Annotated in this window: 22 protein-coding genes; 13 read left to right on the top strand and 9 right to left on the bottom strand. The window is 75.3% G+C overall.

Features of this window, described 5'->3' with window-relative positions; translation table 11 throughout:
- Positions 1-35: 35 nt before the first annotated feature.
- Positions 36-629, top strand: a complete 594-nt coding sequence (locus ACFVHB_RS03980; RefSeq protein ID WP_380314670.1) for a maleylpyruvate isomerase family mycothiol-dependent enzyme — start codon at positions 36-38, stop codon at positions 627-629.
- A 143-nt stretch (positions 630-772) separates the two neighbouring features.
- Here ACFVHB_RS03980 and ACFVHB_RS03975 read toward each other — a convergent pair whose 3' ends face one another.
- The 3 genes from ACFVHB_RS03975 to ACFVHB_RS03965 form a co-directional block, all read right to left on the bottom strand.
- Positions 773-1573, bottom strand: coding sequence for a hypothetical protein (locus tag ACFVHB_RS03975; RefSeq protein ID WP_380314669.1), 801 nt, complete (start codon positions 1571-1573; stop codon positions 773-775).
- 100 nt (positions 1574-1673) lie between these two features.
- Positions 1674-2075, bottom strand: coding sequence for a VOC family protein (locus tag ACFVHB_RS03970; RefSeq protein ID WP_380314668.1), 402 nt, complete (start codon positions 2073-2075; stop codon positions 1674-1676).
- 107 nt (positions 2076-2182) lie between these two features.
- Positions 2183-3109: a (2Fe-2S)-binding protein gene (locus ACFVHB_RS03965; protein WP_380314667.1), complete on the bottom strand. Its 927-nt coding sequence runs from the start codon at positions 3107-3109 to the stop codon at positions 2183-2185.
- Positions 3110-3244: 135 nt separating this feature from the next.
- Here ACFVHB_RS03965 and ACFVHB_RS03960 point away from each other — a divergent pair, with 135 nt between their 5' ends.
- The 10 genes from ACFVHB_RS03960 (at position 3245) to ACFVHB_RS03915 (ending at position 15878) form a co-directional block, all read left to right on the top strand.
- On the top strand, positions 3245-4279 hold the full coding sequence (locus ACFVHB_RS03960) for a FecCD family ABC transporter permease (protein ID WP_380314666.1): 1035 nt from the start codon (positions 3245-3247) through the stop codon (positions 4277-4279).
- Positions 4276-5391, top strand: a complete 1116-nt coding sequence (locus ACFVHB_RS03955; protein ID WP_380314665.1) for a FecCD family ABC transporter permease — start codon at positions 4276-4278, stop codon at positions 5389-5391. The genes ACFVHB_RS03960 and ACFVHB_RS03955 overlap by 4 nt, the downstream gene beginning before the upstream one ends.
- Positions 5391-6212: an ABC transporter ATP-binding protein gene (locus ACFVHB_RS03950; RefSeq protein ID WP_380314664.1), complete on the top strand. Its 822-nt coding sequence runs from the start codon at positions 5391-5393 to the stop codon at positions 6210-6212. Before ACFVHB_RS03955 ends, ACFVHB_RS03950 begins: the two co-directional genes overlap by 1 nt.
- Positions 6213-6413: 201 nt before the next feature.
- Positions 6414-7430: an ABC transporter substrate-binding protein gene (locus tag ACFVHB_RS03945; RefSeq protein WP_380314663.1), complete on the top strand. Its 1017-nt coding sequence runs from the start codon at positions 6414-6416 to the stop codon at positions 7428-7430.
- Positions 7431-7518: 88 nt separating this feature from the next.
- Complete coding sequence (locus ACFVHB_RS03940; protein WP_380314662.1) at positions 7519-8742, top strand: acetyl-CoA carboxylase biotin carboxylase subunit family protein; 1224 nt, start codon at positions 7519-7521, stop codon at positions 8740-8742.
- Between the two features lie 50 nt (positions 8743-8792).
- On the top strand, positions 8793-10562 hold the full coding sequence (locus ACFVHB_RS03935) for an IucA/IucC family protein (RefSeq protein WP_380314751.1): 1770 nt from the start codon (positions 8793-8795) through the stop codon (positions 10560-10562).
- Positions 10559-11893, top strand: coding sequence for an MFS transporter (locus ACFVHB_RS03930; RefSeq protein WP_380314661.1), 1335 nt, complete (start codon positions 10559-10561; stop codon positions 11891-11893). Before ACFVHB_RS03935 ends, ACFVHB_RS03930 begins: the two co-directional genes overlap by 4 nt.
- Positions 11890-13641: an IucA/IucC family protein gene (locus ACFVHB_RS03925; RefSeq protein ID WP_380314660.1), complete on the top strand. Its 1752-nt coding sequence runs from the start codon at positions 11890-11892 to the stop codon at positions 13639-13641. Before ACFVHB_RS03930 ends, ACFVHB_RS03925 begins: the two co-directional genes overlap by 4 nt.
- The gene (locus ACFVHB_RS03920) at positions 13638-14888 is read left to right on the top strand and encodes a type III PLP-dependent enzyme (RefSeq protein ID WP_380314659.1); all 1251 of its coding nucleotides are present in this window, start codon (positions 13638-13640) and stop codon (positions 14886-14888) included. Before ACFVHB_RS03925 ends, ACFVHB_RS03920 begins: the two co-directional genes overlap by 4 nt.
- 192 nt (positions 14889-15080) lie before the next feature.
- Complete coding sequence (locus ACFVHB_RS03915; RefSeq protein ID WP_380314748.1) at positions 15081-15878, top strand: inositol monophosphatase family protein; 798 nt, start codon at positions 15081-15083, stop codon at positions 15876-15878.
- A 74-nt stretch (positions 15879-15952) separates the two neighbouring features.
- Here ACFVHB_RS03915 and ACFVHB_RS03910 read toward each other — a convergent pair whose 3' ends face one another.
- From ACFVHB_RS03910 to ACFVHB_RS03895, 4 genes are all read right to left on the bottom strand, one after another.
- Positions 15953-17140, bottom strand: coding sequence for a cytochrome P450 (locus tag ACFVHB_RS03910; protein ID WP_380314658.1), 1188 nt, complete (start codon positions 17138-17140; stop codon positions 15953-15955).
- Between the two features lie 86 nt (positions 17141-17226).
- Positions 17227-17991, bottom strand: coding sequence for a tRNA-dependent cyclodipeptide synthase (locus tag ACFVHB_RS03905; protein ID WP_380314657.1), 765 nt, complete (start codon positions 17989-17991; stop codon positions 17227-17229).
- 515 nt (positions 17992-18506) lie between these two features.
- Positions 18507-20003, bottom strand: a complete 1497-nt coding sequence (locus ACFVHB_RS03900; protein ID WP_380314656.1) for a pyridoxal phosphate-dependent decarboxylase family protein — start codon at positions 20001-20003, stop codon at positions 18507-18509.
- 83 nt (positions 20004-20086) lie between these two features.
- On the bottom strand, positions 20087-21595 hold the full coding sequence (locus ACFVHB_RS03895; RefSeq protein WP_380314655.1) for a diaminobutyrate--2-oxoglutarate transaminase: 1509 nt from the start codon (positions 21593-21595) through the stop codon (positions 20087-20089).
- 172 nt (positions 21596-21767) lie between these two features.
- On the opposite strand from ACFVHB_RS03895, the gene ACFVHB_RS03890 reads away from it, so the two are divergent.
- Positions 21768-22511: a class I SAM-dependent methyltransferase gene (locus ACFVHB_RS03890; protein WP_380314654.1), complete on the top strand. Its 744-nt coding sequence runs from the start codon at positions 21768-21770 to the stop codon at positions 22509-22511.
- 110 nt (positions 22512-22621) lie between these two features.
- Here ACFVHB_RS03890 and ACFVHB_RS03885 read toward each other — a convergent pair whose 3' ends face one another.
- Both ACFVHB_RS03885 and ACFVHB_RS03880 read right to left on the bottom strand, forming a co-directional pair.
- Positions 22622-23338 carry a response regulator gene (locus ACFVHB_RS03885; RefSeq protein ID WP_380314653.1) on the bottom strand — a complete coding sequence of 239 codons (717 nt, stop codon included), beginning with the start codon at positions 23336-23338 and terminating at the stop codon, positions 22622-22624.
- Positions 23335-25029, bottom strand: coding sequence for an ATP-binding protein (locus ACFVHB_RS03880; RefSeq protein WP_380314652.1), 1695 nt, complete (start codon positions 25027-25029; stop codon positions 23335-23337). Before ACFVHB_RS03880 ends, ACFVHB_RS03885 begins: the two co-directional genes overlap by 4 nt.
- 209 nt (positions 25030-25238) lie before the next feature.
- Here ACFVHB_RS03880 and ACFVHB_RS03875 point away from each other — a divergent pair, with 209 nt between their 5' ends.
- The gene (locus tag ACFVHB_RS03875) at positions 25239-26663 is read left to right on the top strand and encodes a cation:dicarboxylate symporter family transporter (protein WP_380314651.1); all 1425 of its coding nucleotides are present in this window, start codon (positions 25239-25241) and stop codon (positions 26661-26663) included.
- Positions 26664-26760 lie beyond the last annotated feature (97 nt).

The following is a 26760-nucleotide window of genomic DNA, read 5'->3' as shown; positions in this document are numbered from 1 at the left end:
GACTTGTGCGACCGGCCCCGGGCAGGCTGGTGATCATGGGAAGCAGCACCACGACGACCGTCCGGGCCGCCATCGCCGCCGAGCGCCGCGAGTTGGCCGACGTCCTCGACAGCCTCACCCCCGCACAGTGGGACGCGCCTTCGCTCTGCGCGGGCTGGCGCGTGCGCGAGGTGGCCGCACACATGAGCACCGGGTTCCGCCACTCGCTCCCGCGCACCGTGCTCGACCTCGCCCGGGCGGGCGGCAGTCTGCACCGGATGACCGACCGGGTCGCCCGGCGCGACGCCGCCGCGCTCGGTCCGCGCCAACTGGCCGCCGCCCTGCGGGAGAACGCCGGCCACCCGTGGACCCCGCCGGTCGGCGGGTTCACCGCCGCGCTCGGGCACGACGTCGTCCACGGCCTGGACATCACCGTCGCGCTCGGCCTCGACCGCCGGGTGCCCGCCGACCGGCTCCGGCTGCTCCTGGACGCCGTCACCCCGAGCAGCCTGCGCTTCTTCGGCGCCAGGCTGGACGGGACCGAGCTGCTCGCCACCGACCTGGACTGGTCCTACGGGAGCGGGCGCACGGTGGAGCGGCCGGCCCAGGAGCTGCTGCTGCTCGCCTACGGGCGGAGGTTGGATCCCTGACGGGGGCTCGGGAGCTCGGCCGGGCCGGGGCCGGCGCCGGCCCCGGCCCGGCTCGGACCCGGCTTCGACCTCGGGGCGCGGCTGCCGACGCCGTCGCCCGCCACCAGCCGTCCCGGGTCCGTCCCGGGTGGTGGCGGTGAGCGTCACGGAAGGTCCAGGACGGGGCGGACGGACATGCTGTCGAAGAGGTCGTCACCCTCGGGGCCGTGGAGGAACTCGGCCGTGTACGGGTTGCGGTTGGCGGTGGCCAACGGCAGCCAGGCCAGCAGGCGGCCGTACCCGCCGCACTCCGACTCGCCGCCGTCGCCGCCGTGCACGGCGGTCGGGTCGGTGCTCAGCTCGCTGCGGTAGGTGTCGTAGGCGATGCGCAGGCCGAAGGCGTTCGGCTGCCGCTGCGGGCCGTCGGGGGACGTGTACGGGGTGCTGTCGAGCGGACAGTCGTCGCCCCAGCGGAACAGGGTGGCCGCACCGGCGCCGCAGGCGTGTTCCCACTCGTCGGCGGTCGGCGGCCGCAGGCCCCGGGCGGCGAGGAGGGCGGGCAGGTCGGCGGGCGCTTCGGTCAGGTCCTCGTCCGTCACGGCCATCAGTACGGTGGCCAGGGTGACGGTGCGGCGCGGGCTGAGCAGCTGCGCGAGGTGGGCGCGCAGGTCGGGGCCGTAGCCGAAGCCCTGCGACAGGCTCGCGGCGTAGTCGGCGGCCTGGGCGGGCGTGGGCCGCCAGGCGTCCAGGTCGAAACCGACCGGCACCCGGCCGCCCGGGATCAGCGCGAACTCCTGCCCGTCCCGGTCGATCCGGACGCGGTGCAGCGGCGCGCCGAGGTGGTCGGCGGTCTCGACGGCGGTGACCCGGCCGCCCACGGCGTCCGCCGCCGAGGCGGCGAAGCTGCGGGCGGCCGGCAGGTCGTAGGCGCGCCACCGGTCGAGGCTGAGGTCGGCGAGAGACATGGGCGGGAGTGTGCCACGCACGGCCGACAGCGCGCCCCGCAGCCCGGCGCGCGCTCGCCCTGGCCCGGTCGGGCGCGGGTCAGGCCCGGTCGGGCGCGGCTCAGGCGGTCCAGGTGCGGGTGCAGAGCACCAGGCGGTAGCCGTCCGGGTCGGCGACGGTGACACCGTACTCGTCCCAGTAGGGGTTGTGGGCGGGGACACGGGCGCCGCCGGCGGCCTCCAGGCGGGCGACCACGGCCTCGTCCACCGGCGTGCCGAGGTAGAGGACGAACAGGTCGTCGACGGTCGGCGTCGGTTCGAGGGGGTGCTCGGGGTCGTGGGTGAGCTCGAAGTGCCAGGTGCCGCCGGGCAGGCCGACCATCAGCAGGTCGTGCTCGCCGGGGACGCGTTCGGTGCTGCGCCAGAGCACGGAGAGGCCGAGGCCCTCGACGTAGAAGCGCTCGGCGGCGGCGAGGTCCCGGGAGGGACGGGCGACGCGGATCCGCGTCGTAGTGTCGATCATGCGATGAGCGTACTGCGGAGGCCTTTTGAGACTGCCGATCCGCCAGGCTCCCGATGAAGCCGGTATTCAGACTGAGCATCAGTTCCGAGCGAGCGCCGGAGCGGTCGTCAGAGGCGCCGCAGCCGCTCCTCGTCGGGCGTCCGGGGACAGGTGACGCAGGCGGCGTCGGGGCGGATCGCGTAGTAGAGGCAGCAGCCCAGGCGGGTCCGGGTGTGGTGATTGCGGCCGTCCGGGCCGTGCAGGGTGCGGAACTCGGCGGCGCCGAGGAGTGGTTGGGTGCCGCCGGGGAGGACGGCACCCGCGGCCCGCACCGCCGCGGTCTCCGCGTCCGTGCCCGACTCCGCGCCCGTGCCCGTGCCCCCGTGCGCTCCCGCGGGTGTGCCCGCGGGTGTGCCCCCGGGAGCGCCACGGCCTTCGGCACCACCCGGGGCGGCGGCGTCCAGCATCCGCCCGAGGTACCAGATCGCGGAGGCCAGGTCGTCCGTGACCATGCCCCAGAGTGCCCGGGCGCCACGCCGGGTGGGGCCGGCGAAGGCGGTGAGCAGCGGTTCGACGTGGCTGACGACGGCGGCGCGCAGTTCGGCGCGGAGCTCGTCGTCCCCGGGGAGCGTGACGTGGGTGCGCGGGCGGAGCGCGAGATCGCCGGTGGGGGCGTGCAGCCAGAGATCCGCGCCGTCGATCGCGGGCACGCGGCGGCCGAGGTGCCAGGGCCCGGCGATCAGCACGCAGACCGACCAGAGGTAGTGGTGCAGCAGCCGGGAGGCGGCGACGTGCGGGCGCGGGGCGGCGCCGTGCTCCGCGGCGACCGGGGCGATCCGGGCGGCCTCGCCGGCCAGCGCGGCGTCCAGCGCGACCGGGTCGGCGGCCAGTTCGGCCGCGGAGTACCAGCCCTGAGCACGCGTCGGGTCCGGTTCGCCGTCCTCGACCAACCTGACCCGCAGGACGGGGCAGAGCTCCAGCAACCGCCGGTAGTCCGTACGGAGAGGGGACGGGCCCCGGCCGGTGGCGGGCATGGGTGCGATACCCAAGATCATCGGCACTCCCGAGATCGGATAAGGTGAGGCTCACCTTATAGGCACTCGGAGCCCGCTCCGGACGCGGCGCCACCCGGTCCGCGAACGCGAGACGAACTTGACGAGGTTAGGTTTGCCTAACCTAATATCTGGCTCGTGCTCACCACCGACCAGCCGGCCTCCCCAGCTCCGGCCGCGCCCCGGACCTCGGCGGTTCGGCGTCCCCTGCTGCTGGCCGCCGGAGTCGTCGTACTCCTGCTCTGCGCCACTCTCAGCCTCGCGCTCGGCTCCCGCTCCGTCCCGCTGTCCACCGTGATCGACGCCCTCACCGGTGCCGAGCACGGCGGTGACGCCGACGTGGTGACGGGCCTCCGCGTCCCCCGGACCGTCATCGGCCTGGCCGTCGGCGCCGCGCTCGGCGTCGCCGGGGCGGTCGCCCAGGGCGTCACCCGCAACCCGCTCGCCTCGCCGATCACCCTCGGCATCAACGCCGGCGCGGGCTTCGCCGTGGTCGCCGCGATCTACACCCTGGACCTCACCCGGCCGATCGAGTACATCTGGTTCGCCTTCGCCGGCGCGGCGGTCGCCGCGGTCGCCGCGTACGCGATGTCCCGGCGCGGCGGGGACCTCGACCCGGTCCGGCTGGCGCTCGGCGGCACCGTGCTCACCGTGGTGCTCACCTCGTGGACGTCCGCGCTGATGCTGGCCAGTCACCGCACGCTGGACGAAGCCCGGTTCTGGCTGGCGGGCTCGGTCGCCGGACGGCACCTGGACACCCTGACGCCCGTCCTGCCCTTCCTCGCCCTCGGCCTGATCGGCGCCTTCGCCGTCTCCCCCGCCCTCAACGCGCTGGCACTCGGCGACGAGGCCGCGCAGTCGCTCGGCGTCCCGGTGGCCCGGATCCGGGTGCTCGGCGGCCTGGCCGTCGTCCTGCTCGCGGGCGGCGCGGTCGCCGTCGCCGGACCGGTCGCCTTCATCGGGCTGGCCGCGCCGCACCTGGTCCGCCCGTTCCTCGGCAACGACCACCGCTGGCTGCTGCCCGGCTGCCTGATCGCCGGTCCGGTGCTGCTGCTCGCCGCCGACGTGCTGGGCCGCGTGGTGGCCCGGCCGTCCGAGATCGAGGTCGGCATCGTGACCGCCTTCCTCGGCGCGCCGCTGCTCGCCGTACTGGCCCGGAAGGTGGCCCGATGACCGCCCTGGCCTCCCCCACCGATCCCACCAGAACCGCCGCCACCGCCGCCACCGCCGCCACCGCAGCCCCCACCGCCGTCGCCGCCACCGCCCCGGCGCGCAGCACCGCGGCCCGCCGCCGGGCCCGCACCGCGGCCTGGTCGCTGCTGGCCGCCGCGCTGCTGGTGCTGCTGACCGGCGTCGCGCTCGGCACCGGCCAGGTGAAGATGTCGGTCTGGGACGCGCTGCGCGCCCTGGTCGGGGCCGGCGACGCCGGAAACGTCCTGGTGGTGCAGGAGTTCCGCGCCCCCCGGGTGGTCTCGGCGCTGATCGCCGGCGCCGGACTGGCGGTGGCCGGCTCGATGCTGCAGCGGCTCTTCCGCAACCCGCTCGCCTCCCCCGACACCGTCGGCGTCACCGGCGGCGCGTCCTTCGGCGCCGTGCTGATGCTCGCCACCGGCGCCTCGCAGGAGCTGATCCCGCTCGCCGCGCTCGGCGGCGGCCTGCTGGCCGCGCTGCTGCTCGGCGGCTTCGCCTGGCGCTCGCGGATGGCGGTGACCCGGCTGGTGCTGGTCGGGCTGGCCGTCCAGCAGGGCCTGGCCGCCGCCGTGAACCTGATGATCGTACGGTTCCCGGCCGAACTGGCCGCCTCCGCGATGCAGTGGACCACCGGCTCGCTGTACGGGCGGAACTGGACCGAGGTCTGGATCGGCGGCACCGCCGTCGCGCTCACCGCGGCCGTCGTGCTGCTCGCCCAGCGCCGGGTCGCCGTGCTCGACCTCGGCGACGACTCGGCCGGCGGGCTCGGCCTCAACCCGGGCCGCGACCGCGTCCTCCTGCTGCTGCTCACCATCGCGCTGGCCTCGCTGGCCGCCGCCCTCACCGGGCCGGTCGCCTTCGTCGCACTCGCCGTCCCGCACCTGGTCCGGCTGCTCGCCGGGCCGCCCACGCTCGGCACGCTCGGCCTCACCGCGCTCACCGGCGCCGTGCTGCTGCTCTCCTCCGACCTCCTCGTGCTGCACGTGATCCCCGTCCACGGCCTGCCGGTCGGTGCCGTCACCGCCACGCTCGGCGCGCCCTGGCTCCTGGTGCTGATGATCCGCCAGGGCCGGCTTCCCCAGAGGAGCAACTGATGACCACCACCCCGGAGAACCGGCTCGCCGCCCACGGCCTGCACCTGCGCTACGGCAACCGGGTGATCGTGGACGGGCTCGACCTCGAACTGCCCGGCGGCGCGGTCACCGCGATCGTCGGCCCCAACGCCTGCGGCAAGTCCACCCTGCTGCGCGGGCTCGTCCGGCTGCTCGACCCGGCCGCCGGCACCGTCACCCTGGACGGCTCCGACATCCACCGGATGCCCGCCCGGGCGCTCGCCAAGCGGATGGGCCTGCTGCCGCAGCAGCCGGTCACCCCCGAGGCGATCACCGTCGAGGCGCTGGTCCGGCTCGGGCGGTTCCCGCACCAGCGGATGCTCAGCCCGTGGTCCAAGGCCGATCAGGCCGCCGTCGACGACGCGCTGGCCCGCACCGGCACCGACGTGCTGCGCGACCAGCAGGTGGACCGGCTCTCCGGCGGCCAGCGCCAGCGCGCCTGGATCGCCCTCGCGCTCGCCCAGGACACCGAGCTGCTGCTGCTCGACGAGCCGACCACCTTCCTCGACCTCCGGCACCAGCTGGACGTCCTCGACCTGGTCGCCGACCTGCACGCCGAGGCCGGGCGCACCGTCGTCATGGTGCTGCACGACCTCGGGCAGGCCGCCCGGTACGCGGACCACCTGGTCGTCCTCAAGGACGGCAGGCTCGCCGCCGCCGGGGCGCCCACCGAGGTGCTGACGGCCGAACTGGTGGAGGAGGTCTTCCAGGTGGCCTGCCAGGTCGTGCCCGACCCGGAGACCGGCACGCCGCTGGTCGTGCCCCGGGCGCGGACGAGACGGCCCGCCGCCGTCACCGGCTGATCCCGCCGGCGACTCGCCGCCCCCGGTCATCGCCTCACTCACGCCACCGCCTTCCGAACGCCACCACCCCCGCACGCCGCCGCCTCCCGCACGGCGCCCAAGCCTTCCGGCCGGCCCAACGCTCACCGCGCGGGCCGAGCCGGTGTCCCACCCTGCCCGGAACCGTCCGGCAACCCCCGCACCAGAGACAAGGAAGCCGTCATGAACCGCACCGTCCGCGCCCGCAGACTCCCCGTCGCCGTCCTCGCCGTCGCGCTCTCCACCACGCTGCTCGCCGCCTGCGGCGGCAACGGCGACGGCAAGGACGCCGCCAAGCCGGCCGGCGACGCCGCCCCGGCCTCCGCCGGTTCCGCCGCCGTCTTCCCGCGCACCGTCACCCACGCCGCCGGCACCGCGGAGATCAAGGCGCAGCCCAAGCGCGTCGTGGTCCTGGACAGCGGCGAGCTGGACGACGTCACCCTGCTGGGCATCACCCCGGTCGGCGCGGTCTCCCCGCACATGAAGACCGAGGGCGGCTTCCCCGGCTACCTCAAGGACAAGATCAAGGACACCAAGGACGTCGGCCCGATGAACGAGCCGAACCTGGAGCTGATCGCCTCCCTCAAGCCCGACCTGATCCTCTCCTCGAAGGTCCGGCACGCCAAGGTCTACGACAAGCTCAACGCCATCGCTCCGACGGTGCTGGCCGAGACCACGGGCTTCCCGTGGAAGGAGAACCTCGCCCTGTACGCGCAGGCGCTCGGCAAGGAGGCGGAGGCCAAGAAGGCGCTCGCCGACTACGAGGCCCGCGCCGCCAAGCTCGGCGAGGCGATCAAGGCCAAGTACAACGGCACGGCCCCGACCGCCTCGGTGGTCCGCTTCGTCGCCGGCCCGACCCGGCTCTACCAGAAGCAGTCGTTCAGCGGTGTCGTGCTGAAGGACGCCGGCCTGGGCCGCCCGGCCTCGCAGGACGTCGACAAGTCGATGCTGGAGGTCAGCGCCGAGCAGATCAACCAGGCCGACGCCGACCTGGTCTTCGTCACCGTCGCCGACGACCCGACCAAGACCAAGCAGAGCGAGGTCCAGGGCACCCCGGTCTGGCAGGGCCTGAACGCCGTCAAGAACAACAAGGTGTTCAACGTCCCGGACGAGACCTGGATGTCCGGCATCGGCGTCCAGGCCGCCGAGGCCATGCTCGACGACATCGCCAAGGCCACGGGCGTCGACGCGCCCAAGTAGCCCCCGCCCCGCAGCCCTCGCACACGGGGGTGGTGCCGCCCCCACCGGGCCACCCCCGCCCCGCTCCCGCCCCACCGGAGGACCTCCCATGCGGCTCTACCTGCTCGCCCTCAACCCGACCGACTCCGTCACCCACGGCTTCCTCCCCGCCGCCGCCCGGCTCGGACTCGACGTCACCGTCCTCACCGACCACGCCGAACCGCACCGGCGCGACTACGCCCGGCTGGAGCCCGCGCCCGAGGTGGTCGAGTGCGAGGTCCGGGACTTCCGCGAGGTGATCGGGCTGATCTCCCGGCACCACACCGCCGGGGCGCCGTTCGCGGTGTTCACCAACAGCGACCACCTGCAGACCCAGACCGCTCTCGCCGCCCAGTACTTCGGGCTCCCGGCCAAGGACTGGAAGGCCACCCTGCGGGCCAAGAACAAGGGCGAGCTGCGCCGCCACCTGGCCGCCGCCGGCCTGGACACCGTCCGCTCGGCCGAGCTCGACCCCGGCCAGGACCCGTCCGTGCTCCGCGGATCCGGCCTGCCGTTCCCGGTCGTGGTGAAGCCGCGCGAGGGCGTCGCCAGCGAGGACGTCTCGCTGGTCGCCGACGCCGACGAGCTGGAGCGGCGCTGCAAGGAGGTCCAGCACCGCCGGCCCGGGGCGGCCCTGGTCGTCGAGGAGTTCCTGGAAGGGCAGTTGTGCACGCTGGAGACGCTCGGCGACGGGCGGCGCCGGCACGTCCTCGGCGGTTTCCGGACCAGGCTCTCCCCTCCCCCGGACTTCATCGAGGAGATGCTGGAGTTCGTCCCGGCCCATCCGGCGGCGGTGGTGGAGCAGGTCCTCGCCCAGCTCGACGTGATCGGCGTCGGACTCGGCGCCTGCCACACCGAGTTCGTCGTCCAGCCGGACGGCCGGGCCCGGATCATCGAGGTCAACTACCGGGCCATCGGCGACCAGTGCGACCTGATGCTCGCCGAGATCCTCCGCATCCCGCTGTTCGAGCACATCCTCGCCGCCCACCTCGGCCGTGAACTCCCGGCCGACCTCGGCGAGTTCTGTGCCGCCACCACGCTGCGCGCCCGCAACGAGGCGGTCCTCGCCGACCGGGCCGGCACCCTCACCGAGGCACCCGGACCGTACGACGAGGACCGCGACGGCGTCCGCCTGGCCTACCGGCCGCACCGCCCGCTCGGCGAACGACACGAGCTCTACCGCACCAACCGGGACTACCTGGGCGTGATCTGGGCCGTCGGCCCCGAGCAGGACGCCGTGGACGCCGCCGTCGCCCGGTTCACGGCCGCCAACCGCTGGGTGATCACGCCGTGAGGCCCCCGCACACCACGCACGCCATGAACGCCGTACGCGCCGTGAACGCCATGCGCGCCGTGGACGCCACGGACCCCGTCGACACGGCGGGGCAGTTGACGCTCCGGGTGCTCTCCGCGCTGCTGCGTGAGGACGTGCTCGGCCTGCGCGGCCGCGGCGCCGTCGAGGAGCGGGCCGACGGCCGCTGGCTGGTCCTGGCCGGGGCCGGACTCGCGCTGCCCGTCGCCGAGGACGGCTTCCAGAGCGAGTACGCCGCCCGGCTGCCGCTGCTCGAGTACCACGGCGCCCAACTCACCGACCTCGACGCCGTCCTGGCCACGCTCGCCGGACTCGCCGACGCCGAGGACCGGGACGGCTGGATCGCGTTCGCCGAGGAGTGCCGGCAGACCCTCGCCACCATGGAACTGCACGACCGGGTCCGCGACGAGGTGCACACCGCGCTCACCGACCTGTACGGCGCCGACCCCGCGTACTGGACGGGCCTCGGCGCCTCCCTCGGCCAGGACACCCTCGCCGCCCACCTCGACCACCCCGTCTACCCGACCGCGCGCGGGCGCTCCGGACTCACCGAGCCGCAACTACGCGCTTTCGCACCGGAGTTCCACCCGGCCTTCGAGCTCCGCTGGCTCGCCGTGCCGGCCGACGCCGTGCGCCGGGCGGGCGACCCGCCGCCCAGCTGGTGGCCCACCCCGGCGTGGCTCGGCCTCGACCTCCCCGGCGACTGGCACACCCTCCCCGTCCACCCGCTCTCCGTCGGCGCACCGCTCGACGAGGCACTGGCCGCCCTCGGCCTGACCGGGCGGGCGGTGCTCGCCGACCGGCCGTACCTGACCGTCCTGCCGACCCTGTCCATGCGCACCGTCGCCGTCGCCGACGACCCCGCCTGCCACCTGAAGCTGCCGCTGGCCACCGCCACGCTGGGCCTGAAGAACCGCCGCACCATCAAGCCCGGCGTGCTGCCCGACGGCGCGGCCGGCCAGCGCCTGCTGGAGACCGTCATCGGCCTCGAACCGCGGTTCGCCGCGACGATCCTGCACGCCGACGAGCAGTGCTACACGGAAACCGGCCACGAACTGCTGGCCGCCCTGCTGCGCCGCTACCCCGCCGGGCTCGACGACGCCGTGACCGTCCCCCTCGCGTCGCTGCTGGCCCCCGCGCCCGGCGGCCGACTGGTCGTCGACCACCTCGCGGACCGCTTCTACGACGGCGACCCGGTCGCTCTCTACGACGCCTTCCTCACCCTGCTGCTCGACTGGCAGACCACGCTCTTCCGCTACGGCATCGCCCTCGAATCGCACCAGCAGAACACCTCGCTGGTCCTGGACGCCGCCGGAGCCGCCGACGGCGGAACCAGGCTGCGGCTGCTGTACAAGGACAACGACGGCCCCCGGATCCACGGCCCCCGCCTGGCCGCCGCCCTCGGAGAACTCGCCCCAGACCCGGCCGAGTTCGACGATCACGCGCGGATGTTCGGGGACACCGACCGGCCGCTCACCGACCTGTTCACCACCATCACCGGCCACCTCTGCACCGGCTCCCTGGCCTTCGGTCTCGCCGCCCACGGACGCGCCGGACTCGGCGAACTGCTGACCCTGCTGCGCAAGCGGCTGGCCGAGGCCCTCGACCGGCTCGGCCCGGCCGGCGAACCGCTGCGCACCGCCCTGCTGGACGCCGAACGGCTGCCGGTCAAGGCGATGGTCACCGCCGGCACCCTGCTGAGCAAGCAGCGCTCCGGCGCCACGGACATCAACAAGCACTACACCGACGGCCCCAACTACCTGCTGCCGCGGGCGTTCCCGCTGCAGGCGGACCCCCGGTGACGGTCGACGCGCTGGCGCCGCACTCCGGCAGCGGCACCAGCCACCCCCGCGGCCTCGGCCGCCGCCAGGTGCACGCGGTGGCGGCCTGCTACTTCGTCGCCTCCTTCGCGGCGCTCGGCCTGCCGCCGTACCTGACGGCGATCCTGCCCGCGCTCGGCGACCCGCAGGGCCGGTGGGCCGGCGTGCTCTACATCGTGCCGACGGTGTTCAGCGCCCTCGGTGCCCCGCTCTGGGGGCGGCTCGCCGACCGGTTCGGCCGCAAGCGGCTGCTGCTGCGCGCCCAACTCGGGCTCACCGTCTCGTTCCTGCTGGCCGGGGCCGCCGACGACCTGCCCGCGTTCACCCTCGCGCTCGTCCTCCAGGGCTTCCTCGGCGGCACCTTCGCCGCCACCAACGGCTACCTGGCCGCCGCGCTCGAAGGCCCGCGGCTCTCGCGGGCGCTCACCCTGATGCAGGGCAGCGCCCGGGCCGCCCTGGTCGCCGCGCCGGTCCTGGTCGGGGCGCTGTCCCCGTGGATCGACCCGCACCGGCAGTACCTGCTGATGGCCGTCCTGCCGCTGGCCGCCGCCGCGCTGCTGTCGCTGCTGCCGGAACCGGCGCGGCCGCCGGCCCGGGCAGCGGGCCCGGGTGAGGGCCCGGCTGACGGCCTCGGCGAGGGACTGGGTGAGGGCCTCGCCGAGGGTCTGGGCGACGACCGGGGTGACGCCCGGGGCTCCGGGCCGGGCTGCGGTGCGAGGCCCGCCGCCGGGGCCGCACCGGGCGGACGGGCGCCGCTCGCGGTGCTGTACGCCCTCGAATTCGCCTTCGTCTTCGCGACCGTGATCTCCTTCCCCTACCTGATATCCCTCGCGCAGGACCGGCTGCCCGGCGTCTCCGGCACCACCACCGGCGCGCTGTTCGCCCTGCCGCACCTGTGCTACCTGGCGTTCGCCGCCCGCACCCACACCGCCTTCCTCGCCCGCCCGCACACCGGCATCGCGCTCGGCTTCGGCCTCGTCGCGCTCGGCCTGGCCGGGCACGCCGTCACCGACTCGCTGCCCGCGTTCGTCGCCGTCCGGCTGCTGCTCGGCGCCGGGCTCACGCTCGGCCTGGTCTGCCTCTCCGTGCTGGCCGCCGAGGCCGCCCGGGGCCGGGCACCGGGCCGGATGTTCGGCACCCTCGAGTTTGTCTCCAAGGGCGGCGCCGTGGCCGCCGGCGCCGTCGCGGCGCTGGCCAACGCCCGCTTCGGCGCCGCCGCCCCCGTGCTGGCCGGTACCGTCGCCGCCGGGCTGGCCGCCGCCGCGGCCGCCGCACTCACCCTCCCGCCCCGCAAGCGTTGGAGTCCCCGATGATCCACGAACTGCCCGAAGCGACCGAACTCGCCGAGCGGCCCGAACTGCCCACCGCCGACCAGGCCGTGGCCCACACCCTGCTCAACTGCGTGCTGCGCGAGGTATCCGCGCCCGAGCACCAGACCGCCGTCACCGACGGCCGCCTGCTGCTCCGCCTCCCCCGGCGCGGCGTCCTGCTCCGGGTCGCCCTGCGCCGCACCTCGCTGCTCGGCGCACACCGGTTCACCGGCCCGGTCGAGCGGGAACAGGCCGACGGCTGGCACGCGCTGGACTGGCGCGAGCTGGCCGGCTACGTCCAGGACGAGCTGGAGCTGCGCACCGGAACGGTCAACGAGGAGTTCCTGGACCAGGTGGCGTCCAGTCACCAGGGCGTCGCCGCCGGGCTGGAGCACCGCCCCGGGGCGGGGAGCGACCGCTACCTGGAGTCCGAGCAGGCCCTGCTCTTCGGCCACCGGTTCCACCCCGCGCCCAAGTCCCGCTCCGCCGAACGCGGCGACTGGCGGGCGTACGCGCCCGAGTCACGGGCGGCGTTCCAGCTGCGGCACCTGGCCGTGCGGCGCGAGCTGATCGCCGAGGCCGCCACCGACCCGGCGGCGACCGCCCTGCTCGACGGGCTGCGCGAGGTGCCGGCCGGCCACCGACTGCTGCCCGCCCACCCCTGGCAGTACCAACTCCTCGCCGACCACCCGCTGTTGCGCGGTGCGCTGGAGCGCGGGGACGTCCTCGACCTCGGCCCCGGCGGCGCGCCGTTCGCCGCCACCGCCTCGGTCCGCACCCTGCACGGCGCCGGCGCGTTCCTCAAGTTCAGCCTCAACGTGCGGATCACCAACTGCCTGCGCAAGAACGCCGCCTACGAGCTGACCGGCGCCGTCGCACTGACCAGGCTGCTCGGCCCCGCGCTCACCGACCTCGCCGGACGCTTCCCCGACGCCGCGGTGCTGCGCGAACCCGCCTACCGCACCCTCGCCCTGCCCGGCGCGGACGGCCGCCCGGACCGCGCGCTCTACGAGGGCTTCGGCCTCATCGTCCGGGAGGGCTTCGCGGACCTGCTGCGCCCCGGCGTCACCCCGCTGCTGGCCGCCGCCGTCGCCGACGAGCACCCGACCAGCTCGGCGCACGTCTCCGCGCTGCTCGGACCGGACGCCGGGGTGCGGGACGCGCTCGACTGGTGGGCCGCCTACCTGCGACTGCTCGTGCCGCCGGTGCTCGCCGCCTACTTCGACCACGGCGTGGTGCTGGAGCCGCACCTGCAGAACGTGCTGATCGGCGTCGGCGCGGACGGCCGGCCCGCCCAGGTGCTCTTCCGCGACCTCGAGGGCACCAAGCTCGTCCCGGAGCGGAACGCCGCCCTGCTCGCCGCCCTGCCGCCCGAGGTGGCCGGCCCGATGGCCTACGACGCCGAGCGCGGCTGGGACCGCGTCGTCTACTGCCTGCTGGTCAACCACGTCGCCGAACTGCTCGCCGCCCTCGCCGACCGCCACCCGGAGGCGGAGGGCGCGCTCTGGGAGGCCGTCCGGCGCGTCCTGGAGGAGTACGCCGCCGCGCACGGCCGCCCGCCCCGGCTGCGCGCCCTGCTGGCCGGTGTGCCGCTGCCCGCCAAGGCCAACCTGCTGACCCGCTGGAAGCGCCGGCCCGACCGCGAGGCCGGCTACGTCCGGCTGCCGTCCCCGCTCGCCCGCACCGTCCTCGCGGAGGCCGCGCAGCTGCCGGCCCGGGGTGCGCGCACGCCCGCCTGGAGTGCCCGATGACCGACCACACCGCCACCGCGGATTCGTGGACCACCGACGCCGTCCGCCGGCACGTCGCCGGGCTGGCGCCGGACGCGCTGCCCGCCTTCGTCCACGACCTCGCGGCGCTGCGCGCGCACGCCGCCGCCGTCCGGGCCGCGCTGCCCGAGCGGGTCGAGCTGTACTACGCCGCCAAGGCCAACCCCGACGCTCCGCTGCTGACGGCGCTGCGGGGTGCGGTCGACGGCTACGAGGTGTCCAGCGGCGGCGAGTTGGCGCACGTCCGGGCGGCCGTGCCGGGCGCGCCGCTGGCCTTCGGCGGGCCGGGCAAGACGCCTGCCGAGATCCTGGCCGCGGTCGACGCGGGGGTGCACCGCTGGCACGTCGAGAGCGAGCAGGAGCTGCACCGGCTCACCGCCGTCCTCACCGACCAGCGGCCGGAGGCCTCGGTGGACGTGCTGTTGCGGGTCAACCTGCCGGTGGGCGCGGGCGCGTTGGACACGGTGGCCCTCGCCATGGGCGGCCGCCCGACCCCGTTCGGCCTCGACCCGGACCGCGCCGAGGCCTGCGTCCGGCTGCTCACCGACCCGCTCGGCCCGTTCGGCCCGCTCCGCGGCCGGCTGCGGCTGCGCGGCGTGCACGCCCACCTGGCGAGCGGGCTGGCGGCGGCGGAGCATCTGGCCGTCGCCGAGCAGGTCGTGGGCTGGGCGGTCCGGCTGGCGGAGCGGCACGGGTTCGCGCTGGACGAGGTCAACGTGGGCGGCGGCATGGCCGTCGACTACGCGGACCCGGCCGCGCGCTTCGACTGGACGGCCTTCGGCAAGGGTCTGGCCGAGCTGCTCGACCGCCACCCCGGCCCGGTACTGCGGATCGAGCCGGGCCGCGCGCTCACCGCCTACTGCGGCTGGTACGCCACCGAGGTGCTGGACGTGAAGCGGAGCCACGGCGAGGACTTCGCCGTGCTCCGCGGCGGCACCCACCACCTGCGCACCCCGGCCACCCGGGGCCACGACCAGCCGTTCGGCGTGCTGCCGGTCGACGCCTGGCCGCACCCGTGGCCGCGCCCCGCGGTCACCACCGGGCGCGCCACCCTGGCCGGGCAGCTGTGCACCCCGAAGGACGTCCTCGCCCGGGCCGCCGGGGCCGCGGCGGGCCTCCGGACGGCCGACCGGGTGCTCTTCGCGATGGCCGGCGCGTACGGGTGGAACATCTCGCACCACGACTTCCTGATGCACCCCCGCCCGGGGTTCCACTACCTGGGCGAGTGATGACAGATGACAGCGAACAACTTTCAGCGAACAGATGTTGAAATCTGTTCGCTGAAAGTTGTCGTTTGAAAGTTGTCAGCCGTCCTCCGCCGCCCCGCTCCCCCGCCGGAGGCCGGCCGAGGGGCCTCGCGCAGGTCACGCCCGCACAGGCGTGCGAGAGTGGTATCCAGCGAAGGGAGCGCGCAGGTGCTGATGGACAGGGTGGCGGAGATCCTCGCCGAGGCGGCGGCCGAGGCGGTGGAGCCGCGGTTCCGGGCGCTGGCCGCCGGGGAGGTCATGGAGAAGGCCCCCGGCGAGGTGGTGACCATAGCCGACCGCGAGGCCGAGCTGATCATCGAGCGACGGCTGCGCGAGCTGCTGCCCGTCCCCGTGGTCGGCGAGGAGGCCGTCGCCGCCGACCCCGGGCTCGCGCGGGCGCTGCACTCCGAGCCCGCCGTCTGGCTGGTCGACCCGGTGGACGGCACGTCCAACTTCATCGCCGGCCGCCCCGAGTACGCCGTGATGGCCTCCCTGGTGCGCTCCGGCCAGACCGTGGCCTCGTGGATCTGGCAGCCCGCCACCGCCACCTGCTACACCGCCGAACTGGGCGCCGGCGCCTGGCGCAACGGCCACCAGCTCACCCGGGCGCCCCTGGTCGGCGAGCCCGCGAAGTGGCGCGGCTCGGTCAAGAGCCGCTTCCTGGACCCGGAGCACCGCCGGCTGCTGGAGACCAACACGACCGCCTTCGGCGAGATCACCCCCGGGCGGCACGCCGCCGGGATCGAGTACCCGGACATCACCGAGGGCGCCCTCGACTTCATCCTCTACTGGCGCACTCTGCCCTGGGACCACGCCCCCGGCTCGCTGCTGGTCAGCGAGGCCGGCGGCGTCTCCGCCCGGCTGGACGGCTCCCCCTACCGGCCGGAGGCGCCGGGCGGCGAGGACGGCCTGCTGGTCGCCGCCGACCCGGAGAGCTGGGAGCGCATCCGGGACATCCTGCTCGGCCCCTGACGCCGGGCCACCCGCCCGGCCGCCGGATCACCCGCCGCTCCCACCTCGCCCACACCCCGCCCGCGCCCCCCGCGTCACCAGACGACCGGCAGCCGCTCCGGCAGCCGCTTGATGAACCCCGGCCGCCAGGCCAGCTGCTCGACCGGAAGGGCGAGCCGCAGGCCGGGCAGCCGCTCGACCAGGGCCGTGAGCGCGATCTCCGCGTGGGTGCGGCCGAGCGCCGAGGCCGGGCAGAAGTGGCGGCCGGCGCCGAAGGCCAGGTGCGGGTTGTGGACCCGGTCGAAGTCGATCTTCGCCGGGTCCGGGAACACCGCCGGGTCGTAGTTGGCGCCCTCGACCAGCACCAGCACCAGTTCGCCCTCCTTCACCTCGACCTCGCCGAGCCGCACGTCCGCCATGGCGATCCGGGGCAGCGCGTCACCGATCGACAGGTTGACCCGGAGCAGCTCGTCCACCGCGCGGCCGATCAGCTCCCGCTCCCGCCGCAGCCGCTCGGCCAGTTCGGGCTGCTGCGCCAGGTAGATGATCGCGTGCAGCAGGAACGAGGAGGTCGACACGGCCCCCGCGCCGAACAGCGACAGCGCGACGGTGGCCAGCAGTTCGTCGTCCACCCGGTCCGAGACGTCGGGCGAGCGGCGCAGTTCGGCGAACCGGCCGAGCAGGCCGTCCTTGGGCTCCGGGTCGGCGTTGAGCCGGTCCAGCATGTAGCCGAGGTCCTTGTACCAGTTGGGCGTCGAGCCCTCGAACGGCACCGGGCTGGTGAGGAAGGCGACGTCGATGCCCGACATCAGCCGGCGCCAGTCGTCGGTGGGGATGCCGAGCAGTCGGCAGTGCAGGGCGGCGGAGTAGGGGTCGGTGAAGCCGTCGCGCAGTTCACCGGGGGCGCCCTGGTCCACCAGCGCGTCGATCAGCCGGTGTGCCTCGGCCTGCAGCCAGCCGTCCAACTCCTTGTCCGCGCGCGGCGAGAGGGTCTTCATGACGGCGTTGCGCAGGCCGGCGCTGTTGATGTTGCCCATGTTGTTGACCACCTCCGGCGGGATGGTCAGCGCGTACTGGCGGGGCACGCCGGGGTTGGCGGTGTCCTTGAGGCTGAACCGCTCGTCCTCCAGGACCTGCTTGGCCAGTTCGTAGCTGCTGACCAGCCAGGCGGGGTCGCCGGTCATGGTCCGGACCCGGGCGACGGGCTGCTCCTCGCGCAGCCGGTTCGCCTCCTCGGGCAGTACGTCGCCCCTGCGGGAGAGCGGGAAGGTGAGGTCGGTCATGGCTGTGCTCCAGGTGAACGGAGGAGGGACGGGAAGAGGGACGGGAAGGGGGCGGAAAGGGCGGGGACGAGGGGGCGCGGCCGCGCTCAGGCGGCGCGGGCCGGCTGCATGACGGCGGCCGGGAGGGGCCCGGTCGGGGCGGCCGGGCGGACCACCGCGTATCCCTGGCCGGGCGCCGCCCGGAGGCCCTCGTCGCGCCCGAACAGGACCGGGGTGAGCGGCAGTTGGAGGTGGTAGCAGCTCACCGAGGAGGGCACGCCGAGCAGCGCCGGGGTGTCCAGGAAGAACGGCAGCTCGGCGGCGATGTACCGGAGTCCGGCGGCGAGTTGGGGTTCGTTCGGGGCCAGGCCCTCGTCCATCCGGGCGGCCAGGAAGCCGCGCGCCATGCCCTCGGCGGCCTCGCGGAACACGCGGTCGGTGCGCAGCGCGTCGACGGTCTGCCGGTGCAGCCGCTGGTACGCGGGGTGGCCGGCGAAGTCGGAGAGGGCGTGCGCCCGGACGCCGTCGGGACCGCCGGCCTCCTCGACGCCGCGGGCGATCCGCCGGGCGGTCGTCTTGACCTCCTTGGCGGCCCGGCGCCGGGCGTGCTCGGCGGTGTAGCCGAAGGCCTCGAACTGGGCCTCGACGTGCAGGTCGGCGTGGACGATGTCGATCCGTTCGAAGAACTCCAGCCCCCACCCCACGAGTTCGGTTATTCGGCGATGACTGAAATAGCTGTTTCCCGGGCTGACACCGATGAGCAGGTGCTCGCCGCGCTGCCAGATCTCGCCGCAGCGGTCGGAGAACGGCAGTGCCTCGTATGCGGCCGGATCGATGGTGACGGCGCTTTCGTCCGGGAGGGTTTCGCGCATGCCCTGCCTCCGCTTCACAGGATCGGTCAAAGGATTTGGCTCACGTGGCGCCCGCGGTTTACCGGGATTCACAGAAGTGCATGGCGGGTAGGCGGAGTTCACCCGGCTGTAGGGGGTGGGACCGCCGCACGCGGATGGCACGCGCCTGGTCAGGCGGCCTGCCCCGGGGGAGTCGTTCGCTCTTGGTGGGGAGGCGGCCACATGAAGTTACCGCCGCTCTTCGGGATCTCCGCAAGTCCTGCCGGGGGGTTGGCGGAATATGGTCACCGGGCGGCTGAAATCGGCCTGTACTCCTGCGGAAAGGTATGTCCACGGAGGCTTTCCGAGGGCGGCCGAATATCCCCCGGACAGCATGCCACGCCAGTGTGGCTTCCTCCAACATCCCTGCGGGGAAAAGGCTTTGTTTTGGAATGCGCGCGACCCCGGACTCCGGCTTCCACCGGCCCCGCGGCCCCCGGCTCGGCCGGTCGGAGCGGTGGAGCCGGTGGAGCCGGTGGAGCCGACGGTGGAGCCGGCTAGGCCGGGCGGGTTTCCCGACCGGTCCGGACGATGACGTGCAGCAGGGCGCCGACCTGGGCCGCGGTGGTGTGCGGGTTGAGCAGCGTCAGCTTCAGGCGGACCCGGCCCGGGCCCTCGCCGGGCAGTTCGGTCCGGCCGACGACGGCGCGGCCGGTGCGCAGCAGGGTCCGGCGCAGTTCGGCGTTGACCGCGTCGAGTACGGCCCGGTCGTGTTCGCCGGGCGGGCGGTAGCGGAAGAGCACGGTGGTGAGGACGGGTTCCGTGTACAGCTCGAGTTCGGGTTCGGCGCGGACGGCTTCGGCGGCGTCCAGGGCGAGCCGGTGGCAGGCGTCGACCAGTCGGCCGAGTCCGGCGCGGCCGAGGGTGCGCAGGGTGACGGCGATCTTGAAGGCGTCGGCCCGCCGGGTGGTGCGCAGCGACTGGCCCAACAGGCTGGGGTAGCCGGCCTGTTCGTCGTCGGCCGGGTTGAGGTACTCGGCGCGGCGGGCGAGCGAGACGTAGGTTTCGGCGCGGCGGACCAGGAAGACGCCGGCCGCGGCGGGCTGCCAGCCGAGTTTGTGCCAGTCGAGGGAGACGGAGTCGGCGCGGGCGATGCCGTCCAGGAGCGGGGCGAGCCGGTCGGAGAGCAGCGCGCCGCCCCCGTAGGCGGCGTCGACGTGCAGCCAGGCGCCGTGGCGGGCGGCGAGGTCGGCGGCGGTGTGCAGGGGGTCGATCGCGCCGGTGTCGGTGGTGCCGGCGGTGGCGACGACGGCGATGGGGGTGTGCCCGGCCCAGGCGGTCTCGGCGAGGGCGCGTTCCAGGGCGGTGGGGTCCATCCGCAGGTCGCGGTCGACCGGGACGGGGACGACGGCGCGCTCGCCGAGGCCGAGCAGGGCGGCGGCGCGCTGGACGGAGAAGTGGGCGGCCTGTGAGGCGATGATCCGGGGCGTGACGCCGGCCGGCAGGCCGTCCAGCTCGACGATGCCGTCGAGCTTCTGGTCGCGGGCCAGCATCAGGCCCATCAGGTTGGACTCGGTGCCGCCGGAGGTGAGCACCCCGGCCGCCCGGGCGGGGTCGTAGCCGACCAGGGCGGCGAGTTCGGCGAGCAGCGCGGTCTCCAGCGCGGTCGCGGCGGGGGCCTGGTCCCAGGAGTCCTGGGAGGGGTTGAGCGCGCTGACGGCGAGGTCGGCGGCGGCCGCGACGGCGAGCGGCGGGCAGTGCAGGTGGGCGGCGCAGGCCGGGTCGGCGGGGTCGGCGGCGCCGTGGGCGAGCAGTTCGGTCAGCACGGCGAGCGCCTGCGGGCCGTGTGCGCCGGCCAGCCGGTCGGCGACCCGGGCGGCGAGCGCGTCCGGGTGTCCGGCGGGCAGCGGGCCGCCGCGGCGCGTCGCGCCGGCGTCGAGCGCGTCGAGCACGGTGGCCAGCAGCGGGCCGAGTGCGGCCGGGCCGTTCACCCCGCCGGAGAGCGCGTCGGGCGGGGCGGCGGGGTCGTCGGGCAGGTCCGGGTCGGCGGGCATGCCGAGGTCGTCCGGCCCACCGGGGTCGCCGGGGCCGCCGGGTCTGCCCGGCGAGCCGGGCCCGTCCGGCCCGCCGCCCCCGCTCACCGGCCCTCCCCCGCAGCCGAACCGGCGGCCGAGCCCGCGGCCGGACCACCGGCCGAACCCGCAGCCGAGCCCGCGGCCGAACCGGCGCCCTCCCCGGCGGCCGCCGCGGCGATGGCGTGGGCGAGCCGGTCGAGCACGGCGTCGGCCTGCTCGTCGGTGATGGTGAGCGGCGGGAGCAGCCGCAGCACCGCGTCGTGCCGGCCGCCGAGTTCGACGATCAGCCCGCGGGCGAGGCAGGCCTCGCGGACCCGGACGGCGAACCCGGGCGCGGCCGGGCGGGCCCCGCAGGCGTCCGGTTCGGCCTCCGGGTCGACGAGTTCGACGCCGATCATCAGCCCGCGCCCGCGGACGTCGCCGATCACGGGGAGTTCGCCGGCCAGCGCGCGCAGCCGCTCGGTCATCCGGGCGCCGACGACCGCGGCGCGTTCGGCCAGTCCGTGCGCGGCGACGTGGCGGAGGGTGGCGGCGCCGGCCGCCATGGCGAGGGTGTTGCCGCGGAACGTGCCGGTGTGCGCGCCGGGCAGCCAGCCGTCGTACTCGGCGCGGTAGACCACGACGGCGAGCGGCAGGCTGCCGCCGATCGCCTTGGAGAGCACCATCGCGTCGGGGAGGATCCCGCTGTGCTCGACCGCCCACATCGCGCCGGTGCGGCCGACCCCGGTCTGCACCTCGTCGACGATCAGCGGGATGCCGCGCTCGGCGGTGATCCGGCGCATCGCGCGCAGCCAGTCGTCGGGCGCGGGGACGACGCCGCCCTCGCCCTGGACGGCCTCCAGGACCATCGCGGCGGGCCGGACGACGCCACCGGAGGGGTCGTCGAGCAGGCGCTCGGCGTAGGTGGCGGCGAGTTCGGTGCCCGCTTCGCCGCCGACGCCGAACGGGCAGCGGTAGCCGTACGGGTAGGGCAGCCGGACGACCTCGCCGCCGCCCGGCAGCGGCTCCTTGACGGCGACGTTGCCGGTGAGCGCGAGGGCGCCGGCGGTCATGCCGTGGTAGCCGCCGGTGAAGGCGAGGGCGCCGGAGCGGCCGGTGGCGGTCTGCATCAGCTTGAGGGCGGCCTCGACGGCGTCCGTCCCGGCGGGGCCGCAGAAGTGCACCCGGGCCTGTTCGGCGAAGTCCCGCGGCAGGCTCTCGAACAGGGCGGTGGTGAAGTCGTCCTTCTCGGCGGTGGCGAGGTCCAGCAGGTGGAGCGGGGCGCCGCTGTCCAGGGTGCGGCGGATCGCCTCCAGGACGACCGGGTGGTTGTGGCCGAGGGCGAGGGTGCCGGCGCCGGAGAGGCAGTCCAGGTACCGGCGGCCGTCGGCGCCTTCGACGGTCATGCCGTTGGCCCGCACGGGGACGATCGGGAACGAGCGGGCGTAGGTGCGGGCGGCGGACTCGCGGACGCGCTGACGGCGCAGGATGGCCTCGCCGGCCGGGCCCTGGGTCTGGGCCTGACTCGGGGCCTGACTCCGGCCCTTGGTCGGGGCCTGGGTGGGCAGAGCGGCGGACCCGGTTGCGGGCACGGCGGCGAGCGTCAAGGCATACTCCCGATAAGTTAGGTAAGCCTAACTTTACTGCCTTGACCTGGTCGGATACGCCCCGGGCGGCAAGAACCACTCGTGCGGGTGACAGGGAGCCCGATTCCCCAACGAGCGACCCGGCCGGAGGTTACGGCCCGCGCGCTACCCTCACCGCATGTCGCCCTCCACTCCCGCTGACTCCTCGCACGAGACCCCCGGCCCTCCCCCGCAGGAGTCCCCCGCCGACTCCTCGCACGAGACCCCCGGCTCCTCGCACGGGAGCCCCGACTCCTCGCACGGGACTGCGACCCCCTCCTCGTACGAGGCCGAACTCGCCCGCACCCGCGCGTTCTTCGCCGTCCGCGCCGCCGGCTGGGACGCCCGCTTCCCCGACGACGGCCCGCGCTACGCCGCCGCGATCGCCGGACTCGGCCTGCGCCCGGGCGACACCGTGCTCGACGCCGGCTGCGGCACCGGCCGCGCACTGCCCCTGCTGCGCGCCGCGGTCGGCCCCGACGGCCGGGTGTTCGGCGCCGACGTCACCCCCGAGATGCTGCACGAGGCGGCCACCCGCCACGCCGGCGCCGCGACCCTGCTGCTCGCCGACTGCGCCCGCCTCCCGCTCCCGGACGCCGTACTGGACGCGGTCTTCGCCGCCGGCCTGGTCTCACACCTCCCCGATCCGGCCCGCGCGCTGCGCGAACTCGCCCGCGTCACCCGCCCCGGCGGCACGCTCGCCCTCTACCACCCGATCGGACGCGCCGCCCTCGCCGCCCGCCACGGCCGCCCCCTCACGCCGGACGACCTCCGCGCCGAGCCCAACCTCCGGCCGCTCCTCACCGCCACCGGCTGGCACCTGGACGCCTACACGGACACCGACGAGCGGTACCTCGCCCGGGCGACCCGCACCGGCGCCTGACCCCGACCGCCAACGACCCGGCCGCCCTTACCCGGCGGCCCCCGCCGCCCACCCCGCCCGGCCGCCCTACCCGGCGGGCCCGGCCGACCCGCCTGGCGGACCCGTGCGGGCTACCGGCCTCCCCCGCCGCCCGTCCAGCGGTAGCAGAGCTCCGGGCGGCCGACGTTGCCGTACTGCGGCTCGCGGGCGGCGAGCCCGGTGTCGACGAGGTGTTCGAGGTAGCGGCGGGCGGTGATCCGGGAGACCCCGGCGGCGGCGCCGGCGGCGGCCGCCGACAGGCCGGAGCGGGCCTCGCGCAGGACGGTGGCGAGCGTGTCCAGCGTGGGCGCGCTCAGCCCCTTGGGGAGGGCGGTGCGTTCGGGGGTGCGCAGCAGGGCGAGCGCCTGGTCGACCTCGTCCTGGCCGGTGGCCTCGCCGGTGCGGGCGAGGGTGTCGCGGTAGCGGGCGTACCGCTCCAGCCGGTCGTGCAGGGCGGCCGCGCTGAACGGCTTCAGCAGGTACTGGACGACCCCCGCCGAGACGGCCTGGCGGACCATCGCGAGGTCGCGGGCGGAGGTGACCGCGATGACGTCGGTGGCGTGGCCGGCCGCGCGCAGGGTGCCGCAGAGCTGGAGGCCGTGCCCGTCCGGCAGGTAGAGGTCGAGCAGCGTGAGGTCGACGGGCCGGCCGGCGGCGCGGGCCCGGTCCAGGAAGCGCAGAGCGTCCGCGCAGCTGTGCACGGTGCCGACGGCGCGGAACCCGGGTTCCCGTTCGACGTACAGGGTGTGGGCGGCGGCGGCCACCGGGTCGTCCTCGACCACCAGGACCGTGATCTCGGGCCGGGTCACGGTGCCACCGCCTCGCGCCGCCGGGGCACCGCGGCGAGCGGCAGCCGGACGGTGAGCACGGCGCCGCGGTCCCGGCCGACCTCGACGCTGCCGCCGTTGCGCCGGGCGGTCTGGGCGACGAGGGCGAGCCCGAGTCCGTGCCCGCGGCCGTCCTGCTTGGTGCTCCAGCCGCGCCGGAACACGTCGTCCACGGCCGCCGGGTCGATCCCGGTGCCGGTGTCGGCGACCCGCAGCAGCAGGTGTTCGCCGTCCCGCGCGGTGGTGTCGATCCGGGCGGTGACGGTCACCTCGGGCGGGCCGGGGTACGTGGCGGCGCCGGCGATCGCGGCGTCCACGGCGTTGTCGACGAGGTTGCCGAGGACGGTGATCAGGTCGCGGGCGGAGAGGCCGGGCGGCAGCACCCCGTCGTCGATCCTGCTGTCCTCGGTGAGCGTCAGTTCCACGCCCCGCTCGGCGGCCTGGGCCGCCTTGCCGAGCAGCAGGGCGGCCAGGACCGGTTCGCTGACGGCGGCGACGACGCGGTCGGTGAGCCGCTGGGCGAGGGCGAGTTCGGCGGTGGCGAACTCCACCGCCTCCTCGTGGCGGCCGAGTTCGATCAGCGAGACGACGGCGTGCAGCCGGTTGGCGGCCTCGTGCGCCTGGGCGCCGAGTGCGTCGGTGAATCCCCGGACGGAGTCCAACTCGCCGCTCAGCGACTGGAGTTCGGTGTGGTCGCGGAGGGTGAGGACGCGACCGAGGCCGGTGCCGATGGTGGAGGTGTTGAGCACCACGACCCGCTCGGCGGTGAGGTGGACCTCGTCCCGGACCGGTTCGGATCCGAGCACCGCGGCCACCAGCGCCTCCGGCAGACCCAGCCCGTCGACCGGACGGCCCTCCAACTCGCCGGTCAGCCCGAGGAGTTCGCGGGCGGCGTCGTTGCACAGCACCACCCGGTGGCGGCGGTCGAGCAGCACCAGACCCTCGCGCACCGAGTGCAGGGTGGCCTGGTGGTACTCGTAGAGGTGGCTGAGTTCGGCCGGGCCCATGCCGTGGGTGTGCCGCCGCAGCCGGGAGTTGGCGAGGTAGGTGCCGAACCCGCCGACCGCCAGCGCGGCCACCGCGACGCCGACCAGGGCCAGCAGCGGCCCGCGCAGCTGGGCGGAGATGGACTGCAGCGTGATGCCCGCGCTGACCAGGGCGACCACCCGGTGCCGCTCGTCCAGCACCGGGGTGACCACCCGCACCGAGGGGCCGAGCGTGCCGGTGTACGTCTCGCTGCGGGTCTGCCCGGCGAGCGCCCAGTCGATGTGGCCGAGGTAGGGCTTGCCGATCTGCTCGGGCAGCGGGTGGGTCCAGCGGACCCCGGCGGTGTCCATCACCGTGATGAACGAGACCCCGGTGTCCACCCGCACCTGCTCCGCGTAGGGCTGCAGGACGGCGGTCGGGTCCGGCCCGGTGACGGCGGCCCGGACGGACGGCGAGTCGGCGACCGAGCGGGCGACGGCGGTCACCTGGCGGCGGGCCGCGTCCTCGGTGCGGCCGGCGGTGAACAGGTACGCCAGCACGGCCCCGCCCGCCACCACGGCGGCGACGATGACCACCTGGACGACGAAGAGCTGCCCGGCGAGGCTGCGCACCAGCCGGCGCGGCGCACCCGGCACCGGCCGGGACCTCGACGGCCACGGCGGTGCGGGGGGTGTGCGCGGGGACATGTCTGACAGTGTGCACCACCGCCGCCCGGCGTCCAGGGGCCCGGCGGACCGCCGTCCGGCATCCCGCCGCCCGCTGTCCGGGTGCCCGTCGCCGGGCGGGTCCGCGTGAACTCTATGAACGCAAACGTGACCTCCGTCACGGCGCGCCGCCATAGTCGGATCGGCCCACCACCCGGGGCCGCCAGGACTGCAGGGCGAAGGAGCCGCAGATGTCGATCACCGGAGCAGGACCGCAGGCGGGGGTCAGACCGAAGGACCGGACCCACTACCTCTATCTCGCGGTGATCGTCGCCGTGCTCGCCGGCGTCGTGGTCGGCCTGGTGGCGCCGAAGTTCGCGGTGGAGCTGAAGCCGGTCGGGACCGGCTTCGTCAACCTGATCAAGATGATGATCAGCCCGGTGATCTTCTGCACCATCGTGCTCGGCATCGGCTCGGTGACCAAGGCGGCCAAGGTCGGCAGGGTCGGCGGCCTCGCGCTCGGCTACTTCCTCACCATGTCGACGGTGGCGCTGGCCATCGGCCTGGCCGTCGGCAACCTGCTGGAGCCCGGCGGCGGCCTGCACCTGACCGCCGCCCTGGCCAAGTCCGGCCACGCCCAGGCCGCCGCGGGCGCCGCCCAGTCCACCACCGACTTCCTGCTCGGGATGATCCCGACCACCATGCTCTCGGCCCTCACCGAGGGCAAGGTGCTGCAGACCCTGCTGGTCTCCCTGCTGGCCGGGTTCGCGCTGCAGGCCATGGGCGCGGCGGGCACGCCCGTGCTGCGCGGGATCGAGCACGTCCAGCGACTGGTGTTCCGGGTCATGTCGATGATCATGTGGGTGGCGCCGGTCGGCGCCTTCGGGGCCATGGCCGCGGTGGTCGGCGCGACCGGCACCGCCGCGCTGAAGAGCCTCGCCGTCATCATGATCGGCTTCTACGTCACCTGCGCGCTCTTCGTGGTCGTCGTGCTCGGCACCCTGCTGCGGCTGGTCGCGGGCGTCAACGTGTTCACGCTGCTGCGCTACCTCGGCCGCGAGTTCCTGCTGATCCTCTCCACCTCCTCCTCGGAGAGCGCGCTGCCGCGGCTGATCGCCAAGATGGAGCACCTGGGCGTCAGCCGTCCGGTCGTCGGCATCACCGTGCCGACCGGCTACAGCTTCAACCTCGACGGCACCGCGATCTACCTGACCATGGCCTCGATCTTCATCTCGGAGGCGCTGGACAAGCCGATGTCGCTGGGCGAGCAGGCCTCGCTGCTGGTGTTCATGGTGATCGCCAGCAAGGGCGCGGCCGGCGTCACCGGCGCCGGGCTGGCCACCCTGGCGGGCGGTCTGCAGTCGCACAAGCCGGCGCTGGTGGACGGGGTCGGCCTGATCGTCGGCATCGACCGCTTCATGTCCGAGGCCCGGGCGCTCACCAACTTCGCGGGCAACGCCGTGGCCACCGTGCTGATCGGGCACTGGACCGGCGAGCTCGACCGGGAGCGGGCCCGGCAGGTGCTGGCGGGCGCGCTGCCGTTCGACGAGCGGACGCTGGTCGACGCGCACGGCGCCGAGCCGGTGCCGGCCGGCGGGACCCCCGCCGACGCGCCGGGCGGCGCGCGGCCGGAGCCCGTCCCGGCGCAGGGCGGTGCCGCGAACGCCGCCGCCTGAGCGGGCCGCGGGCCCACCCCCCTACTCCCCGGCCCCGGTGCCGCAAGCCCAACCCCCCGGGCGGCGCCGGGCCGGGGCCTTCGCACGCCCGGACGCC

The sequence above is a fragment of the Kitasatospora sp. NPDC127111 genome, assembly GCF_042677465.1.
In the GTDB taxonomy this organism is placed as follows: domain Bacteria; phylum Actinomycetota; class Actinomycetes; order Streptomycetales; family Streptomycetaceae; genus Kitasatospora.
Note: the sequence above shows the minus strand (reverse complement) of the source record. Positions and strands in the feature narration are given on the sequence as shown.

What these genes read in the sequence shown, in the direction of transcription:
- ACFVHB_RS03880 (WP_380314652.1), bottom strand. Translation starts at nt 25,029, where the DNA reads ATGTCCCCGCGCACACCCCCCGCACCGCCGTGGCCGTCGAGGTCCCGG.
- ACFVHB_RS03890 (WP_380314654.1), top strand. Translation starts at nt 21,768, where the DNA reads ATGTCGCCCTCCACTCCCGCTGACTCCTCGCACGAGACCCCCGGCCCT.
- ACFVHB_RS03915 (WP_380314748.1), top strand. Translation starts at nt 15,081, where the DNA reads ATGGACAGGGTGGCGGAGATCCTCGCCGAGGCGGCGGCCGAGGCGGTG.
- ACFVHB_RS03925 (WP_380314660.1), top strand. Translation starts at nt 11,890, where the DNA reads ATGATCCACGAACTGCCCGAAGCGACCGAACTCGCCGAGCGGCCCGAA.
- ACFVHB_RS03965 (WP_380314667.1), bottom strand. Translation starts at nt 3,109, where the DNA reads ATGATCTTGGGTATCGCACCCATGCCCGCCACCGGCCGGGGCCCGTCC.
- ACFVHB_RS03935 (WP_380314751.1), top strand. Translation starts at nt 8,793, where the DNA reads ATGCGCGCCGTGGACGCCACGGACCCCGTCGACACGGCGGGGCAGTTG.
- ACFVHB_RS03875 (WP_380314651.1), top strand. Translation starts at nt 25,239, where the DNA reads ATGTCGATCACCGGAGCAGGACCGCAGGCGGGGGTCAGACCGAAGGAC.
- ACFVHB_RS03980 (WP_380314670.1), top strand. Translation starts at nt 36, where the DNA reads ATGGGAAGCAGCACCACGACGACCGTCCGGGCCGCCATCGCCGCCGAG.
- ACFVHB_RS03975 (WP_380314669.1), bottom strand. Translation starts at nt 1,573, where the DNA reads ATGTCTCTCGCCGACCTCAGCCTCGACCGGTGGCGCGCCTACGACCTG.
- ACFVHB_RS03940 (WP_380314662.1), top strand. Translation starts at nt 7,519, where the DNA reads ATGCGGCTCTACCTGCTCGCCCTCAACCCGACCGACTCCGTCACCCAC.
- ACFVHB_RS03905 (WP_380314657.1), bottom strand. Translation starts at nt 17,991, where the DNA reads ATGCGCGAAACCCTCCCGGACGAAAGCGCCGTCACCATCGATCCGGCC.
- ACFVHB_RS03900 (WP_380314656.1), bottom strand. Translation starts at nt 20,003, where the DNA reads ATGCCCGCCGACCCGGACCTGCCCGACGACCCCGCCGCCCCGCCCGAC.
- ACFVHB_RS03920 (WP_380314659.1), top strand. Translation starts at nt 13,638, where the DNA reads ATGACCGACCACACCGCCACCGCGGATTCGTGGACCACCGACGCCGTC.
- ACFVHB_RS03955 (WP_380314665.1), top strand. Translation starts at nt 4,276, where the DNA reads ATGACCGCCCTGGCCTCCCCCACCGATCCCACCAGAACCGCCGCCACC.
- ACFVHB_RS03970 (WP_380314668.1), bottom strand. Translation starts at nt 2,075, where the DNA reads ATGATCGACACTACGACGCGGATCCGCGTCGCCCGTCCCTCCCGGGAC.
- ACFVHB_RS03950 (WP_380314664.1), top strand. Translation starts at nt 5,391, where the DNA reads ATGACCACCACCCCGGAGAACCGGCTCGCCGCCCACGGCCTGCACCTG.
- ACFVHB_RS03945 (WP_380314663.1), top strand. Translation starts at nt 6,414, where the DNA reads ATGAACCGCACCGTCCGCGCCCGCAGACTCCCCGTCGCCGTCCTCGCC.
- ACFVHB_RS03910 (WP_380314658.1), bottom strand. Translation starts at nt 17,140, where the DNA reads ATGACCGACCTCACCTTCCCGCTCTCCCGCAGGGGCGACGTACTGCCC.